At 25.4% G+C, this 18440-nt stretch carries 18 protein-coding genes; 2 read left to right on the forward strand and 16 right to left on the reverse strand.

Annotated features, from left to right (window positions below):
- Positions 1–70 precede the first annotated feature (70 nt).
- Genes BT993_RS02755 through BT993_RS02765 form a run of 3 tightly spaced genes read right to left on the reverse strand, consistent with a single transcriptional unit; the run spans position 71 to position 3896 of the window.
- Complete coding sequence (locus BT993_RS02755) at positions 71–793, reverse strand: transaldolase family protein (RefSeq protein WP_072593118.1); 723 nt, start codon at positions 791–793, stop codon at positions 71–73.
- Positions 794–799: 6 nt separating this feature from the next.
- On the reverse strand, positions 800–1585 hold the full coding sequence (locus tag BT993_RS02760) for a glycyl-radical enzyme activating protein (protein ID WP_208600503.1): 786 nt from the start codon (positions 1583–1585) through the stop codon (positions 800–802).
- 16 nt (positions 1586–1601) lie between these two features.
- Positions 1602–3896, reverse strand: a complete 2295-nt coding sequence (locus BT993_RS02765) for a formate C-acetyltransferase (RefSeq protein WP_072593119.1) — start codon at positions 3894–3896, stop codon at positions 1602–1604.
- Between the two features lie 155 nt (positions 3897–4051).
- Here BT993_RS02765 and BT993_RS02770 point away from each other — a divergent pair, with 155 nt between their 5' ends.
- Complete coding sequence (locus BT993_RS02770; protein ID WP_072593120.1) at positions 4052–4819, forward strand: DeoR/GlpR family DNA-binding transcription regulator; 768 nt, start codon at positions 4052–4054, stop codon at positions 4817–4819.
- A 34-nt stretch (positions 4820–4853) separates the two neighbouring features.
- Here BT993_RS02770 and BT993_RS02775 read toward each other — a convergent pair whose 3' ends face one another.
- Genes BT993_RS02775 through BT993_RS02785 form a run of 3 tightly spaced genes read right to left on the reverse strand, consistent with a single transcriptional unit; the run spans position 4854 to position 6786 of the window.
- Entirely contained in the window at positions 4854–5909 is a 1056-nt protein-coding gene (locus BT993_RS02775) for a PTS fructose transporter subunit EIIC (protein ID WP_072593121.1), read from the reverse strand.
- 32 nt (positions 5910–5941) lie between these two features.
- Positions 5942–6262 carry a PTS fructose-like transporter subunit IIB gene (locus BT993_RS02780; protein WP_072593122.1) on the reverse strand — a complete coding sequence of 107 codons (321 nt, stop codon included), beginning with the start codon at positions 6260–6262 and terminating at the stop codon, positions 5942–5944.
- A gap of 29 nt (positions 6263–6291) precedes the next feature.
- Positions 6292–6786: a PTS sugar transporter subunit IIA gene (locus BT993_RS02785; RefSeq protein WP_072593123.1), complete on the reverse strand. Its 495-nt coding sequence runs from the start codon at positions 6784–6786 to the stop codon at positions 6292–6294.
- 371 nt (positions 6787–7157) lie between these two features.
- Here BT993_RS02785 and BT993_RS02790 point away from each other — a divergent pair, with 371 nt between their 5' ends.
- Positions 7158–8360 (forward strand): MFS transporter, encoded by a 1203-nt coding sequence (locus BT993_RS02790; protein ID WP_072593124.1) that lies wholly within the window; start codon positions 7158–7160, stop codon positions 8358–8360.
- A gap of 67 nt (positions 8361–8427) precedes the next feature.
- Here BT993_RS02790 and BT993_RS02795 read toward each other — a convergent pair whose 3' ends face one another.
- The 10 genes from BT993_RS02795 to BT993_RS02840 form a co-directional block, all read right to left on the reverse strand.
- A complete protein-coding gene (locus tag BT993_RS02795; RefSeq protein ID WP_072593125.1) occupies positions 8428–11127 on the reverse strand; it encodes a DEAD/DEAH box helicase in 2700 nt (899 codons plus the stop codon).
- Positions 11120–11962, reverse strand: coding sequence for a hypothetical protein (locus BT993_RS02800; RefSeq protein WP_072593126.1), 843 nt, complete (start codon positions 11960–11962; stop codon positions 11120–11122). Before BT993_RS02800 ends, BT993_RS02795 begins: the two co-directional genes overlap by 8 nt.
- On the reverse strand, positions 11946–13025 hold the full coding sequence (gene recF, locus BT993_RS02805) for a DNA replication/repair protein RecF (protein WP_072593127.1): 1080 nt from the start codon (positions 13023–13025) through the stop codon (positions 11946–11948). Before recF ends, BT993_RS02800 begins: the two co-directional genes overlap by 17 nt.
- Entirely contained in the window at positions 13022–13225 is a 204-nt protein-coding gene (locus tag BT993_RS02810) for an RNA-binding S4 domain-containing protein (protein ID WP_143604238.1), read from the reverse strand. Before BT993_RS02810 ends, recF begins: the two co-directional genes overlap by 4 nt.
- A gap of 60 nt (positions 13226–13285) precedes the next feature.
- Positions 13286–14881 (reverse strand): CTP synthase, encoded by a 1596-nt coding sequence (locus BT993_RS02815; RefSeq protein ID WP_072593128.1) that lies wholly within the window; start codon positions 14879–14881, stop codon positions 13286–13288.
- Between the two features lie 5 nt (positions 14882–14886).
- Positions 14887–15321, reverse strand: coding sequence for a hypothetical protein (locus BT993_RS02820; protein ID WP_072593129.1), 435 nt, complete (start codon positions 15319–15321; stop codon positions 14887–14889).
- Positions 15322–15330: 9 nt separating this feature from the next.
- Positions 15331–15816: a hypothetical protein gene (locus tag BT993_RS02825; RefSeq protein WP_072593130.1), complete on the reverse strand. Its 486-nt coding sequence runs from the start codon at positions 15814–15816 to the stop codon at positions 15331–15333.
- 58 nt (positions 15817–15874) lie between these two features.
- Positions 15875–16828, reverse strand: a complete 954-nt coding sequence (locus BT993_RS02830) for an ROK family protein (RefSeq protein ID WP_072593131.1) — start codon at positions 16826–16828, stop codon at positions 15875–15877.
- Between the two features lie 8 nt (positions 16829–16836).
- Complete coding sequence (locus tag BT993_RS02835; protein WP_072593132.1) at positions 16837–17337, reverse strand: PTS sugar transporter subunit IIB; 501 nt, start codon at positions 17335–17337, stop codon at positions 16837–16839.
- Positions 17338–17405: 68 nt separating this feature from the next.
- Positions 17406–18392: a class II fructose-bisphosphate aldolase gene (locus tag BT993_RS02840; RefSeq protein ID WP_072593133.1), complete on the reverse strand. Its 987-nt coding sequence runs from the start codon at positions 18390–18392 to the stop codon at positions 17406–17408.
- Positions 18393–18440: the final 48 nt, after the last annotated feature.

Consider the following 18440-nt stretch of genomic DNA (forward strand, 5'->3'; position numbering starts at 1 on the left):
TTTTGGAATTTAGGATATATATTCTTAATGGTGAATAAGCTCCTAAGCTAACTAGATTACAAAACTTCATCTATTTTTTTATCAATTCAAGTAAATTTTTATCACCATAAATTTTTTCCCAATCTGATTCAAATTTTTCTATACTCCAATCTGTGTATGGATGATATATTAATCTTTCAAATACTTCCGTTCCAATTGTAACCGATTTAGCTCCAGCAAGCATTACTTCATGCACTTGTCTAACATTTTTAAATGATGCTCCAAATATCTTGGGTTCAAAAACTCTCTTATATCTTCTAAAACATTCTTCATCACTTATTCTTGTATTATCTAATATTTTTTGTGCATCTTTTACTATTTCTATTCCACTTTCTCCTATATTATCTGATCTATTTATATATGGTGCCATGTATTCTGCTCCAGCTTCTGCTGCCATTATTATTTGTTGTGGTGACAATATCCCTGTTGCTGTTATTTTATATCCTTCTTTTGAAAGTTCTTTCATAGCTTTAATTCCCTGTTCTGTAACAGGTATTTTAGCATATATATTTTCTCCAAAAGTTTTTACTAACAATTTAACTTCTTCTATCATTATTTCAAATGTTTTACCTATTACTTGTATATGTATTAACTTATCTTTACCAAGTATTTCTTGTATTTCTTGAATAATTTCTTTAAAATTTCTATTTTCTTTAGATATTATACTTGGATTAGTAGTTATTCCAATTATAGGGAAAATATCATTTATTTTCTTGATATCTTTTATATTAGCTGTGTCTAAAAAATATTCCATATATTTTTATCCTCCTATTATAACATTTAATCCTTTAGATTCTATATATGTTTTTATTTCTAAGATTCTTTTTTTTGATGGTAATTTAGTATCACTTAACTTATAAATCCTATCTAATAATTCATATTTAGAAACTCCATAATTATGATAAGGTAAAATGTGTATTTCTTTAATATTATTCTTTAAAACTATTTTTAAAATTTCATCTATATTTTGAATACTATCTGTATATCCTGGAATAAAAGGTATTCTAGGAATAACATAATTATTTTTACATGCTACTTCAAAGTTTTTAATAATCAAACTAGAATTTACACCAATAACTTCTTTTGATTTATCATTATTCATTATTTTTAAATCAAATAATACAGTATCTGTTTTTTCTAATATTTTCTTTAATAATTTAGTATTTCCAATTCCACAAGTTTCTATAGCAGTATTTATATCATTTTCTTTTAACTTTTTTAAAAATTCTATTACAAACTTTGGTTGAGATAAAATTTCTCCACCTGATAAAGTTACTCCTCCACCTGAAGTGTTAAAAAATATTTCATCTTTTAATACCTCTTTTAGTAATTCATCTACACTATAATATTTACCTATTTTTCTAAATTTTCCAGAATTTAATTTATCTCTCATATATTCAATTTTAAAACTTTGTGATTCAGGATTTGAGCACCAAGGACATAATAAAGGGCAACCCTTAAAAAAGACTATTGTTCTAATTCCTTCTCCATCATTTAATGAAAATCTCTGTATATTAAAGATTAAACCCTTTTTTATATTTTTCATTTTTTCTCCTAATTTATTACAAATTATGCTCTGTTCTATGAATAATATCGTCTTGTATTTTTTTATTTAATTCATTAAAAAATGCACTATATCCTGCAACACGTACAATTAAATTTGAATATTTTTCAGGTTTTTTTTGTGCTTCTTTTAATGTTTCAGCACCTATAACATTAAATTGTATATGTGTTAATTTTAATTTTAAATAAGCATAAACAAAGTTTACAAAATTATTTATTCCTTTATCATCTTTTAAGGTTGAAGGACTAAATTTAACATTTAATAAACTTCCATTCGTTAATAAAACATTATCTAATTTACTTAATGATTTCAATACTGCAGTTGGTCCAAACATATCTCTTCCAAACATAGGTGATAAGCCTCCATCTGCCAATTGTTCCCCCTTATATCTACCATCTGGTGTTGCTCCAACAGCTTCTCCTAAAGGAATATGTGCTGAAACTGTATATGAACCTGGCGTAAAAATACCTCCTCTTGGATTAATATATTTTTCAACTTCTTTACAATAAAATCTTAATATTTCTGCACTTATATTATCTACCTCATCGATATCATTTCCATATTTATCAGCATTATTAATAAAGTTACATCTCATTTCTTGATAAATTTTGCTTTCAAAATTATTTTTCATCGCATTTAATACATCATCAAATTTATATTTTTTTTGATTAAATACTAATGTTTTTAAAGCCATAAGTGAATCTGATAAATTGGGAAGTCCTATCCCTTGTACTCCTGAAAAATTATATTTCGCACCTCCCTCTGTAATATCTTTACATTTTTCAATACAGTTTTCCATTAATGTTGAAAGTAATGGTACAGGTGCATATTTTCTATGTCCTAAGTCTACTAAATTACTTCCCTCTGCCATTAATGAAACATAATAAGATATTTTATTTTTTATTTCTTCAAATATATCGTTAAATTCTACCTTTTTATTCTCAAATGAATATAAAACTTTCTCCATTATTTTCATAATATTTAACATCGCTATATCATGTAATCCATATAATTTTCCTGGTATTGATAATTCAACACAACCAACTACTGAATAATTTCTAGCATCTTCTAAAGTTACACCTCGTGATAAAAATGACTGTATAATTACATCATCATTAAATAATTGTGGTATTCCTGTTCCTAATGCTATTGTTTCACAAGTTTTTTTTATAAATTTTCTTGGTTCAATATCATTAATTCTAACACCAAAGTTTGGTTGTGGTAACTTAATATCTTTATAAGCATCTAAACATAAGTAAGATAAGTCATTTACTGCAGATTGTCCATAAATTGTAAGTCCTCCAAGAAGTGCTGTATAACCTGAAGGAAATCCTGCAAAAAATTTAGCTGAATTTTCACTTCTTAACAATACTACATCATTTGTTTTAATATAGAAAGCTTCAAGATATTCTTTTAATATTTCTACATCTTTCCCATTTTCAATATCTTTTTTATAGAATTTCCATAAATATTGATCAAATCTTCCTAAAGAAATTGAACTTGCATTAGATTCCATTTGTAAAATAATGCTTGTATACCATAGAAGTTGTAATGCTTCAATGAAATTAGATGCTGGTTTTCTTGCAATATTTTTTGAAACTTCTAACATAATTTCTAATTCTTTTTTTCTATTCTCATTCTTTTCTTTTAATATTAATTCATCTATTAAAACAACATATCTCTCTATATGTTGTATAGATGCTTTTAATGAAATTAACGAAGCTTTTAAAAAAGCATTTTCAGGATTTTTTTCAAGTTGTTTTTCTACATCTAAAACAAGATTCTCAAATCCTTTATTTAATATTAATTCAAAATCTGGTATGATATGACCTTGACCTTTATCTGTTTGATTTAAACTAAAAATTTTTTCATCAATTGCTTCTTGTATTTCATCTCTTACAATTCCATTTAATGAATCTTTTAATGATTTTCCAGCCCAATAAGGATATAGTTTTTCACAAAAAATTTTTTTATCATTTTCATTAAAAATAAATTTATCTTGTGTTCTACTATGTATAGTATCTTTTTCTGAATATATCCAATAAGGATCCATTTCAGGAGAAATAATTCCACTTCTAGGTTTTATAGTCCTATTTCCAACAATTATTTCATCTTCCCTAATTGAAATTTCCATTTTTTCTAAAATATTTTTTGTAGCAAGAGCTCTTCTTATTATTTCTGGCAATCCCTCTGTTTTCTTATGACTTTCAGTATATAGTATTGCTCTTTCTATGGATATTTCTCTTTTATTTTTAAATAAATCTTCTTTTAATTTTTTTATTCTTTGATTCATTAGTCCACCTCCAAGGCTTATATTTCAATATAATATTACCTCCTTTTTCTTGTTTTGTCAATATTTTTATTGTTTTTTATTATTTTAAATGCAAGTATTGATAAAATCTTAATTTTAAGATATACTATAAATAAAATCTCAAAGAAGGTGAATATATGTTTGTTCAGGAGCGTTTAGATAAAATTATAAACTTAATAATTAAAAATAAAAAAGTAAAAGTAAATGAATTAAGTGAATATTTTAATGTTTCCAAAGATCTTATTAGAAAAGATTTAACAAAATTAGAGAATGCTGGACATTTAAAAAGAACTTATGGAGGTGCAATTAAAGTAAGACACTCTGCTGAAACAATCACAATTACATCAAGAATTTCAAAAAATGTTGAAAACAAAAAAAAATTAGCAATTAAAGCATTAAATGAAATTAAAGAGGGGGATTTAATATTTTTAGATATTTCTTCAATAAACTATATTTTAGCACAAGAAATAATTAAAAATGATATGAATATAACTATAGTTACTAATATGATTGATATAATGCACCTTTTTTCAGTAAATATTAATACAAAAACTAAAATTATTGGAATAGGTGGAAATTGTAATAAAATAATTGGTGGATTTGTTGGTTTATCTTCTGTAGAACAAATCAAAAGATATAATATAACAAAATCATTTATTGGTACAATTGGTATAAATATTGATACAGGAATAGTTTCAACTTATGAAGAAAATGATGGTTTGACTAAAAAATGTATTATAGATTCAAGTAAAATAAAATATTTAATTACAGAAAAATCTAAAATTGAGCAAGACGGGAAATATATATTTTCATCTTTAACAGATTTTGACTATATAATAATAGATAGTGATATTTCTGAAAAAACAAAACAAGATATAAAAAAATTTGATATTAATATAAAATAAGGCTCTTGAGCCTTATTTTATATCTAATCTATCTTTAAAAAGTAATATTCAATTCAATATTATCATTATTTTTTTCTTTTTCATCTTTAAAATTCATTACAGGCTTTTTTAAAAATGAAACCATTAATGCTGTTACAATACTCCCTATAATTATAGAAATAATATATCCAAGCTTATTTGAAACAACAGGTAAAACTATCAATCCTCCCCAAGCAGCATTATTTGTTGCATTTAATAATAATGATATTACTGAAGATACTGAACTTCCAACCATTATTGATGGTATGACTCTAATAGGGTCAGCTGCTGCAAATGGTATTGCTCCTTCTGTAATTCCAACACTTCCCATTATTAAAGCTGCTTTTCCTGATTCTCTTTCATCAACAGTAAATTTATTTTTAAATATAAATGAAGCTAAAGCCAATCCTATTGGTGGTGTACAAATAGCTGCACCAACTGCTCCCATTATATTAGGTGATGTTTGTACTGTTGCAGCAGCAAAAAAGAATGCAACTTTATTAAAAGGACCACCCATATCAAATGCAATCATAGAACCCAATATTAATCCCAATACTATTTTAGAACCACTCTGCATTCCTTGTAACCATTCATTTAATCCCGTCATAAATGAACCTATTGGTTCTCCTATAAATAATATAACTATTATTCCACTTATAAATGTACCAACTAGAGGAATAATAAATATTGGCATTACTGATGATAATACCTTAGGTACTTTAATTTTTTTTAAATAATATACAACTATTCCAGCTAATATTCCCCCTATAATTCCTCCTAAGAATCCTCCTCCTTTATTGTTTGCTAAATATGCTGCAATCATACCAGGAGCAATTCCAGGTCTATCAACCATTGAAAATGCAATAAATCCACCAAGAACTGGAACAAATAATGTTAATCCAGCTATACCTATATCAGACATACTTTTTAAAAATCCTGTTTCAGGTACAGCTGCTTTACCAGAAATCATTACTGCTAATGCTAGTAAAACTCCACCAGCTACAACAAAAGGAATCATATATGAAACTCCTGTCATTAAATGCTGTTTAATATTTTTCAATAGTTCTTTCACAATAACACTCTCCTTATTAATTTTATCTATTTTTATTTATTTCTGTTTTTAATTGCTTCTTCTATCTTATCTATTAAAATTCCTGCTTTTTTAACTAAATCACTTATAGGAACTTTTACGATTGGTTTTCCATTAAATTTTTCTATATTTTTAAGACCTATATCAGTTGTTAATATTACAACATCAGCATCTTTAATTTCATCTATTGTAATTTCATTTTCAATTCCAATTTGACCTTGAGTTTCAACTTTAACTTCATAACCTTTCGCTTGAGCAGCTTTTTTTAATGATTCTGCTGCCATATATGTGTGTGCTACTCCAGATGGACATGCTGTAACTGCCAAAATTTTCATAATTTATCACCTTTCTTTTTTAATTATTTTTATCCTGAATATTTTTCTAATAATTCTATCACTTCTTTTTTCTCTTTTGCACTTTCTAATTTTTCTCTAAACTCATCTTCAAGTATAGAAGTAGATAATTTTATTAATATTTCCAAATGTTCATTCCCTGTATTTTCATCAGAAATTCCAATCATAAATATATGTCTAACATTTTCTTCTTCATCCCAAGCTATTTCTTTTTTTAATCTCGAATAAGCAATACAAGCTTTATCTACACAACAAGATTTTCCATGTGGTATAGCAAATGAATATCCAACAGCAGTAGAAAAAGAGGTTTCCCTTTCAAACAAAGAATTAATATATTCTTTTATTGCATTACATTCTTCATTATTTTTATCACAATCTGGCAAACAACATAATTTATGATCTTCATGTATTAAACATGCCATTTTTTTTATAACCTCTTCTTTACTTTTAGCTTCCAAATCCAAACAAATTAATTTTTCATCAATTAAATTTCCAACTTTCCTCATAATTTTATCTCCTATATTAATTTTATTGTTTTTTATGTTTTTTTATTGTTTTGTCCTGTATTTATTTTTATTATACCCTACTTTTCTTAGTTGTCAATACATCTACAGAAAATAAAGTTAAAAAATTATCTTGAAATATAGTTGTTATTTATGTAATAAATTTCGTGTTTATTATTTTTTTAAATTAAAAACTGACCTATATAAAATTGAATTTTTAAGTCCAACTTTTATGTCAGTTTATTTTCAAATATTTTTTACTCTACATTTCATCTGTATATTTATAAAATATATTTTTAGATACATAATATATATTTGTAATTTTAAAATTCTAATGATACAATAGTTTAAAATAATAATTTAGGGGGTAAAATATGAAAATTATCAATAAAAATTTTAGTTTTCTTTCTTTTTCATCTTTCTTTGATAAAGCAGCTATACAATTTTCTATATTTTTATTCCCTTTAATTGCTATTTATTTATATAATACAAATTTAATGAAAACTTCTTTAATTACATTTGTTACTTTTATTCCTAATCTAATTTTTTCAAATCACATAGGAATTTTTGTTGATAGGCATGAAAAGAAAAAAATTTTATTAATTTCTAATATTATTTCAACTATATTAATATTTATATTGATTTTGTCTATTTTTTTCAAAATAAAATCTTTAACTTTATTTTACTTTATAATATTTTTGTTAAATACAATTAGAATATTTTATACATTAACATATGTTTCATATATTCCAATTTTAGTTGAAAAAGAAAACTTCAAAAAAGCTAATATTGTATTAGAAATCATAAACTCATTTACTCAAGTTATATTTCCAGCACTATTAGGAATTTTAGTAAACTATATTTCTCTTCCTGTGTTGACTTTAGGATATGGTTTATCACATATATTATCAATGCTTGGTCAATTATTCATAGAAAAAGAAGAAGAAATTAAAAATAAGGATAAAGATTATAATGAAAGTTATCTAAAAGAAATAATAGAAAGTTATAAATTTGTATTTTCACATTTATTACTAAAACCTATAATAATATGTTATGTAATTATGGTTTTTGCTATAGGAATTTTTGCTTCTATACAAAGTTTCTATATCTTAAAAATATTAAAATTAGATAAAAGTAGTCTAGGAATTATTATGGGATTAGGTAATATAGGGTTTTTTATAGGAAGTTTTTTAGCTTCTTTTCTTTCTAAAAAGATAAAAATAGCAAAATCCATATTACTTTCAATCTTATTCTACTTTTTAGGCTATATGTCCTTTTATTATTTTAAAAGTATACAAGGACTTATACTAGGACAAGCTTTAATAAGTGCATCACTGCCGATTTATAATATAAATGTAGTAACATTGCGTCAAAGTGTTACACCAACAGAAAAAATTGCTAGTGTATCTTCTATTTTTAGAGTTTGTGGAAGAGGTTTAATTCCAATAGGTGCATTAATTGGAGGTGTTTTAGGGTCAATAATAACATTAAAATATACAATTTTAATTACTTCTTTTATTATTCTAATATCAAGTCTTCCAATAATTCTTTCAAAAAATTTAATGAAAAAGAGATAAAATAAAAATATACCAATCTCCAATAATTAGACAAAAATCTAATAGTGAGAGATTGGTATTTTTATAATCACTTAATTCTCTTAGAAAATTCCTTTTTTGTTAATTTAACCACATAGTTAGGTAGTGTTAAAATATATTCTTTATTATTCTCTTCTATTTTATCTATACCATTTTCTATCATATATAGTTTTATTTTTATAGAATGAATGAAATTTTGCATTTCTTTTGGTATTTTACCAAACCTATCTCTAATTTCATCTGTTAATTTATTTAATTCATTTTCACTTTGAACTTCTGCATACCTTTTATATACAACTATTCTTTCATCTTTTTCTATATATTCCTGAGGTATATATCCATTATTTAAAAGGTTAATTTCAGTATTTTTAAATTCTTTTACTTTTTCTCCTTTTAATTTATTTATTTCATTTTTAAGCATTTTAAGATAAAGGTCATATCCAAACATATCTATAGCACCGTGTTGTTTTTCTCCCAATATTTCTCCAGCACCACGTATATTTAAATCTTCTAAAGAAAGCAAGTATCCTCCACCTTCTACTCCCTCTATTTTTTCTAAACTTTTATCTTTTTCCTTACCTTTTTTACTTTTATACTCATTTTCTAATAAATAGCAGTATCCTTGTCTTTTACCACGACCTACTCTTCCCCTTAATTGATAAATTTGAGAAAGACCAAGATTAGTATAGTTTTCTATAATTATACTATTAGCATTAGTAATATCTATACCATTTTCTACTATAGTAGATGCTATTAATATATCGAATTTACCCTCATCAAAATCATTTATTTTTTGTTTAATTTCCTTAGGACTTAATTGTCCATGTATATATTCAATATTTACAAAATCAGGCATTAATTTCTTTAAAGTTTTCTGTTTTTCTGCCATTCCTTTAACATTATTTGTGATATAGAAAACTTGTCCATCTCTTGAAAGTTCTTTTAAAATGATTTTCTTTATTTCATCTTCTTGTATTTTTTGTGTAATAATAGGTAGTCTATCCATGGGAGAGCTTTGAATTAAAGATATATCTCTAATACCTAAAAGAGCTAAATTTAAAGTTCTAGGTATAGGTGTTGCACTTAAAGTCAACAAATGAATATCTTCTTTTCTTTTTTTGATTTTTTCCTTTGCTGTAACTCCAAATTTTTGTTCTTCATCTATTATTAATAGCCCTAAATTTTTAAATTTTACATCATCTCCAAGTAATCTATGTGTTCCTATTACTAAATCAATTTTTCCACTTTTAAGCCCATTTAAAACATCATCAGTATTTTTTCCAGTAAGTCTTGAAAGATTAGCTACAGTAATTCCAAAATCTTCAAATCTTTTATGACATCTTTCAAAATGTTGATTAGCAAGTACAGTTGTGGGAGCAAGTATGGCACATTGATATCCATTTTCAATAGCTTTAAAAGCTGTTATCATGGCAACTTCTGTTTTACCATAACCTACATCTCCAACTAATAGTCTATCCATTAATCTTCCACTTTCTAAATCGTGTTTAATGTCTTCAACTGCTTTTTGTTGATCCCATGTTAAACTAAAAGGAAATTTTTCTTCAAATTCTTCTTGCCAAAGAGTATCCTTCAAAAAAGGAAGTTTAGTAATAAGCTTTCTTTTAGCTTGTATATTAACTAGTTCTTGTGCAAATTTTTCAACATCTTCTCTAATTCTTTTTTCACGTCTTTTATATCCCTTAGTTCCTAAAGAATAGAGTTTTGGTGCCGTGCCTGCTGAAACATATTTACTAATTCTATCTAATTTTTCAACAGGTATATATAGCTTATCATTATCCGCATATTGTATATATAGGTAATCTCTATCATTAATATTTACTGTTCCCATATATATCCCTATACCAAATTCTACGTGTATTACATAATCTCCCTCTAATATTTGATTTACACTGTTATACTTAACACCTTTTTTCTCTATATTTTCTCTTTTTAGCTTAATTTCATCTTGATAATTTCTATCTTTACTTCTACTTACCTCAAGTAAATTTCCTTTTTCTATTAATTTATCAAACCTTTTCTTTAAAGTTTCTTCATTATCTTTATCAAGCATTAACATTTGTTCTAATCTAATTTCAAGAAATTCTTTGTTTTCTAAAAATATCTCTATATTCCCCTTATTAAAAATTGAAATCATATCCACAATTTCTCTTTCTATACCAGTTAATACATTACCAAATATTTCTATTTTTTCAATATTTTCAATAGATCTTTGATTATATGTAGAAAAAACTTTAATATTTTCAAGTATAGTGTCAAAAAAATCAAGTCTTATAGGGTTATATAAATTAGATGGATATATATCAATAATATCTCCTCTAATTGCAAATTCTCCCTTATTAAGAACTGTATATTCCTTTTTATATCCATTTTCAATTAAATATTCTAATATTTCATCTCTTGAATATTCTTCATTAACCTTAAATTCCTTTGATTTAAATTCATCAAAAAATATTTTTAATGCTAAATTAATATCAAGAAATAGTATACCTTTAGTATTTTTATTTAAAAATTCCAATATTTCAATATTAACTCCTACTAAATCAAGATATGAGTATGAACTTAAATTTACATATTTACTTTCATATTCACTTTTTTCTTGTTTTAATATGTTATAGTAATATTCTAAATTATTTGACGCTGAACTTATGACTACCATTTTAAAAATACCCATACTTGTAAGTTTAGTTACAACTTCTTCTTTAAGTAAGGCAATATTTTTGTTACTCATTATTTTCTCCTAATGCTGATATATTAATATTTCTTTTTTTGTAATAATGAAATAGTTTTTTTCTTAATTCATCTGCTGATAAAAACTGTATTTCAGTATCCATACTACCAGCTTTATATATAGCATAATCCATAAATAGGCTATTTATCATATTAATATCTGCTTTTTCTTTTTTATTATCAAGGTATTTAAATATCTTATCTACCTTTTCTTCTACTATTCTTCTTCTAGCATCTATATATACTTTAGAATTATTTAATATATATGGATTTTTTGTTAAATTATAGTAAGCTTCTTCTCTATTATACTCTAATTCTTTTTGTATACATAATAAGCACTTATCTCCTATTAAATCAGTTCTATCCATATTACAAATAGGGCATGTAACTTTAACTTCCATGCCTTTTTTAAAATATATTTCAGCTATATCATATAGATGATTTTTTACTTCTTCACTTACTTCCACTTTAGCAATATTTTCAAGTATCTTATTTTTTTCTTCTTCACTAATCTTAATGTATCTTAAATCATCATTAGGTGATATTTTTTCTTTATTCATTTGTCTTTTCATATTTCTAGTATTAACAATATTTTTTTTATCATCTAATATTCTAATATCAATTATTTCACCATATTTTCTAGCTTCTAGTAATATATTATATTTAATTTGATTAATAAAAATTTTAACATTAGGGTCATTTACATATATATTTATATATCCATCTTTAATAGAACATATACTACAATTACTAATCAGTGCATCATCAACAAATTTATCATAATTAAAACCAAAAAGTTTTTTTACTTCTAATGCCATATTACTGATTTTCTTCATTTATTATCCCCCCATCAACATCAAATTTTTTACCAACTATTTTTAAATCTTCTGTTGAAGTTAAGAAACATTGTATTTCTTTTTCTAAAAAATAGTGTATAATTTGATTTTTTCTAAAATTATCAAAAAATGAAGTAATGTCATCCATTAAAAATATAGGTTTTTTATTTTCCTTTTTTTCTATTAATTCAATTTCAGATATTTTTAGTATAAATACTATAGATTTTTTTTCACCTTGCGAAGAATAATGTCTTGCATTTTTGCCATTTAATTCAAAAATATATTCATCTTTATGAACACCATAATTAGAATATCCTAATTGAACATCATATCCCTCTTTACTTTTTAATAGTTTTTCTATAACTTTCTTATTTTCTTCTATATTTGAAACATCTTCTAACTTTAAAAAGTTTTCATAAATTAATTTAAAATCATGTTCTGGATTGAATAGATTTTTATAATTAACATCTAAATACTTATTTAATTCATCTACATATTCTTTTCTAATTTTAAGTATTTTGGCACATATATCTATATATTTTTCATTATATATCAAATAAAGTTCTTCCTTATACTTTTTATCTTTAAGCATCTTATTTCTTACTTTAAGTATTTTTTCATAATCCACTATCAAATGAAGATATTCTTTGTTAATTTGAGAAATTTCGTAATTGAAAAATCCCCTTCTAATTGAAGGGTTACCCATTACTAATTCAACATCTTCTGGTATAAATGAAACTGCTAAAATATCTCCTATATAGTCTACATATTTTATTTTTTCACCATTTTTAAAATATTTTTTTTCATTTTTATAAAGATTAATAGAATAATTAGAGGTATTATCTAATTTAACAAAAATTTTAGCATCATTACTAGTATATTTTATCATTTCATTATTCTTTTTAGTTCTAAAACTTCTACCAGTTGCTCCAAAATATATAGCTTCCATAAAAGATGTTTTACCTTGTGCATTTTCACCATAAATTAAATTAAATCCACTAGATAATTTTATTCTTTTATCAATTAAATTTCTAAATCCTGAAAAAAATATTTCTTTTATCATTTAATTTCTACTCTTTCTCCCTCAAATTCAACTATCATACCTCTATATATCTTTCTACCTCTTCTAACCTCAACTTCATTATCTACTAATACACGACCCTCAAGTATCATTTCTTTTGCACTTGAACCATTTTCAACTAAATTTGCATATTTAAGTAATTGATCTAGTTTAATATATTCTGTATTTATCTTTATTTCCATTATTTTTCCTCTTTTCATAATTGCAATTTTTAAAAAGAATGCAGGTTTCCCTGCATTACTTTATTTAATATTTTTTCTATCTAAAATTGCCTTTATCCACCCTTTAAATAAAGAATGTGGTTTATTTGGTCTACTCATAAATTCTGGATGAAATTGAGCAGCAATAAAGAATGGGTGATCCTCTATTTCAATTATTTCTACATAATTTCCATCAGGTGATTTTCCTACTATCTTAAACCCATGTTTCTCAAACTCTTCTAAATATTTTTTATTAAATTCATATCTATGTCTATGTCTTTCTAACACCTCAGATTGTCCATATAGGGCATAAACTTTACTATTTGGGTCAAGTTTACAAGGATATGCTCCAAGTCTCATAGTTCCACCTAAATTTTCAATGTCTCCTTGATATTCAATTAAACTAATAACAGGGTGTGAAGTTGTTTCATCAAATTCTGTAGAATTTGCATCTGTCATTCCTAATACATTTCTTGCAAATTCTATAGTTGCCATTTGCATTCCTAGACAAATTCCAAAAAAAGGTATCTTATTTTCTCTTGCAAATCTTACAGTATTAATCTTTCCTTCAATTCCACGTCCACCAAATCCACCTGGAACTAAAATACCGTCATATTCTTTTAACTCTGTTAAATCAAATTCTTCTGCTTTTAAATAATCTATCTTAACTTTAGTATCATAGTGAAATCCTGCATGTTCTATAGATTCATTTATACTAATATAAGCATCTTTTAATTCAACATATTTCCCAACCACTGCTACTTTAATTTCATGTTTAGGATTCATGAATTTATTTACCATTTCTTTCCATTTTTCAAGACTAGGTTTAATATTTTCTAAATTTAATTTTTTACATACCTCATCTGCAAGTCCCAATTCTTCCATCTGTATAGGAATTTCATATAAATTATTAGCATCTAATGCTTCAATTACAGAACTTTCATCTACATCACAGAATAAAGAAACCTTAGATTTAATATTTTTATCTACCGGGTGTTCACTTCTAAGTATTATAATATCTGGATTAACTCCAAGTCCTTGTAACATCTTAACACTTTGTTGTGTAGGTTTAGTTTTTAATTCTCCAGCAGCTTTTAAATATGGAAGTAATGTTACATGTATATATGCTACATTTTCTCTTCCTACATCTTTTTTAAATTGTCTTATAGCCTCTATAAATGGATTTGATTCTATATCCCCTATAGTTCCACCAATTTCAGTTATTACTATATCTGAATTAGAAGCTTTTCCAGCCTGCATAATTTTTTTCTTAATCTCATTAGTAACATGTGGTATTACCTGAACTGTTCCTCCAAGGTAATCTCCTCTTCTTTCTTTGCTAATTATTGTTGACATTATTTTTCCACTAGTTACATTATTATACTTAGTAAGCTCTTCGTTTATAAATCTTTCATAATGTCCTAAATCTAAATCTGTTTCAGCTCCATCTGCTGTAACAAAAACTTCTCCATGTTGATACGGACTCATAGTACCCGGATCAATATTTAGATAAGGATCAAATTTTTGAATAGTTACTTTATATCCTCTTTCTTTTAATAATCTCCCTAGAGATGCAGCAGTAATTCCTTTTCCTAGAGAAGAAACTACTCCACCTGTAACAAATATATACTTAATCATATTATTTAATCCCTTTCCGAAGATTTTTCTTGTATTATTATATTTTTGGTACTACTACTTGGGACTTGTAGTAATTTTAATCTTTTGTCATTTTCTTCTTTAGCTATAATACTATATATACTATCAAAATCATCTTTTTCTATAGGAGTGTCAGCAAATATTACTAAATTATTTACATTTTTAGAGGAATACATCTTAACATCAGTAACATCAAATAAATATCCTGAAAGAAATTTAAGATAAAGTGTTTCATTGAATATTCTCAATTCATTTGTACTTTTTTCACTTGTATCACTAAAATCTATATCCATTACCTTTTTGTATTTTATAATTAGCTCCTTTTTTATATTTTTTAATTCAGCTAATCCCTCTTCAACATCTATCATAGCAAAAGTATTAAAAGATAAAAGTATCATAATAGCTATAAATATTTTTTTCATAAAATTTCCTTATTTTTTCTCTTTAGTCAACTTCATATCAGAATAAAGTTTAAATGTAACTTCTGTTGGTTTTTGATAAAGATTATTTAATATTTCTACAACTGCTTTATCTAAATAATAAGCATCTTTTGACTCTATTTTCTTATCAACATAGTATTTAAATTCTGCTTTATTCCCATTTAATTCTTTAATAGCGAAACTAGATTCATAACCTATTTGTGAAAATATATGTTTTAATCCTAAAATGTATAAAGCTTTCTTATTTTCAAATTTAGTTTCATCGTATTTAGAATTTTTACCTTTTTCTTTTTTAATTAAATCTGATACATAGTTATTGAAATCAGAATATATTAAATCTAATGTTCCCTTTTCTGCTATTTTTTTAAATTCTTCTTGAATAACTGATTGTTCTACTTCAGCTAAATTATATTTTGCAGTTGCACTAAATGTAATTGCAGATAATACTATTGATAGTGCTAGTAATGTTTTTTTCATTTTAATTCTCCTTTATTGATATATAAATATATTGTACCCTATATTTATATGAATGTCCTTATTTTTTATTTATAATTAACGATGCAGCTCCTTTTACTCCAGCTGAATCTAATAATTCACTTTTAACTATAGGTATGTTAATACTCATATTTAAAGCGTATTTAGGTAAATATTTTTTTATTCTTGGTATAATTAAGTCTGAAGATTTAGCAAGACCCCCTGCAATGACTATTATTTCAGGATTAACTAAATTAATTAAAACTCCTATACCATAGGCTAATTTATTACAAAAATTATCAACTATAATTTCAGCAACCTCATCTCCTTTTCTTGCTTCTAAGAAAATATGAAATGCCTCAAGCTTTTCAAAATTATCTTTAAAAGTTTCATAAAGTAAGCCTTTTTTCTCTTGTTTTAATGTTTTAATTCCCTCTCTTACTATACCTCTAGCTGATGTAAATAACTCTAAACAACCAGTTAATCCACAACCACATTTATCTCCATTTAAATCAACTGAGATATGACCTATTTCTCCAGCAGCACCATCATTTCCTGATATTAATTCTCCATTTATTATCATACCTGCTGCTACACCAGTTCCTATAGGTAAAATTATACTATTTTTATACCCTTTACTCGCTCCAAATAGATTTTCTCCTAATGCTATTGCTCTTACATCATTTTCAACTATTACAGTTTTACCTGAAATTCTTTCAAATAATTCTTTAGCATTAAAATCATTTCCCCATGAGAAATTAGCTGCTATTTTAACTATAGATTTATTAACCACTGGTCCAGGAATACCAAGCCCTATCCCCTCTAGTTCTGATATATCTGCTGATATTTTTACAAATAATTCTTGTATTTTATTCCAAATTCTAGTAAATGTATCTTCAGGTCCTCTTTTTGATTCTGTTTTAATACTTTCCTCTATTAAAATATTATATTCTAAATCTAACAATCCTATTTTAACATTAGTTCCACCTAAATCTACTCCAACATAGTATTTCATATAATCACCTATATTAATTTTTTAAGATCTTCTAAAATTTTTGGTGCTTTAGGACCCATTACTACTTGTATATTATTATCATCAATAACTATTATATCTAATGCTCCTAATTCTTTTAAAGTATGATTATTAACTTTATCTAAATTTTTAACTCCCACTCTAAGTCTTGTAAAACAACTCTCAAGTGAATCTATATTTTCTTTTTTACCTAAAGCTTCTATAATCTTAACTTCTTTTATTAAATCTGCTTCTTCAATTCCATTGTTGTTTATAATTTCAAGTATTTTAGGAGCTTTAGGTCCCATTACTACTTGTATATTATTTTCATCTATAATTACTATGTCAATTACTCCAGCCTCTTTTAATACTTCCATATTAACTTTGTCTAAATTCTTAACTCCAACCCTAAGTCTTGTAAAACAACTTTCTAATGAGTCTACGTTTTCTTTTTTACCTAATCCTCTTAAAATAATTTTAGCTATTTCTGTATCTGTCATTCTACCAAACATGGTATCCTCCTTAATATATGTGTAAAAGCCTTATTCCATATATTTAGAAACAAGGCTTTTAATTATTACTATTTAACTTCTACTCCTCTTTTATATGCATCTTGTGATCCAAATACATCTACTATTTTAGATTTGTAATATTCTTTCATATATTCCTTTGCTTTTCCAGCATATTTTCTAGGATCAAATTCTCCTGGATTATTTGCAAATACTTCTCTTACTCCCGCAGTGAAAGCTAATCTTCCATCTGTATCTACATTTATTTTAGCTACTGCTGATTTAGAAGCTAATAATAATTGCTCATCAGGTATACCTATTGCATCTTTCATAGTTCCACCATATTGAATTATTTTATCAACAAATTGTTTAGGTACTGATGATGAACCATGTAATACTATAGGGAATCCTGGTATTCTTTCTTCAATTTCTTTAAGAATATCTAAACGAATTTTAGGATCATCTCCTGGTTTGAATTTATGTGCTCCATGAGAAGTTCCTATAGCTATTGCTAATGAATCTACTCCTGTTCTATTAACGAATTCTTCAACTTCATCTGGTTGAGTATAAATACTATGTTCTGCAACAACATCATCTTCAACTCCAGCAAGTACTCCAAGTTCAGCTTCTACAGTTACATCATTTTGATGAGCAAACTCTGCAACTGATCTTGATAATTCTACATTTTCATCAAATGAATAATGAGACGCATCTATCATTACAGATGAGAAACCATATTCTATACAATCTTTACATGCTTCAAAGCTTGGACCATGATCTAAGTGTAATGCAACTGGTATATCTGATCCTGTAGCTTTAACATAAGCTGTAGCAGCTTTAGCTAAAAATGGTAACATTTCTTTTCCAATATATTTTCTTGCTCCTGTAGATACTTGTAAGATAACTGGTGACCCCATTTCAACACACGCTTCCACAATAGCTTGTAATTGCTCTAAATTATTAAAATTAAAAGCTGGTACTGAATACCCCTCTTTATTTGCTTTTGCAAACATTTCTTTAGTATTTACTAAACCTAAGTCTTTGTAATTATACTTCATTTCTATTCCTCCTAGAACTTTATTTTAATTCATACATTTAAATTCTAT

The organism is Streptobacillus ratti, assembly GCF_001891165.1.
Taxonomy (GTDB): domain Bacteria; phylum Fusobacteriota; class Fusobacteriia; order Fusobacteriales; family Leptotrichiaceae; genus Streptobacillus; species Streptobacillus ratti.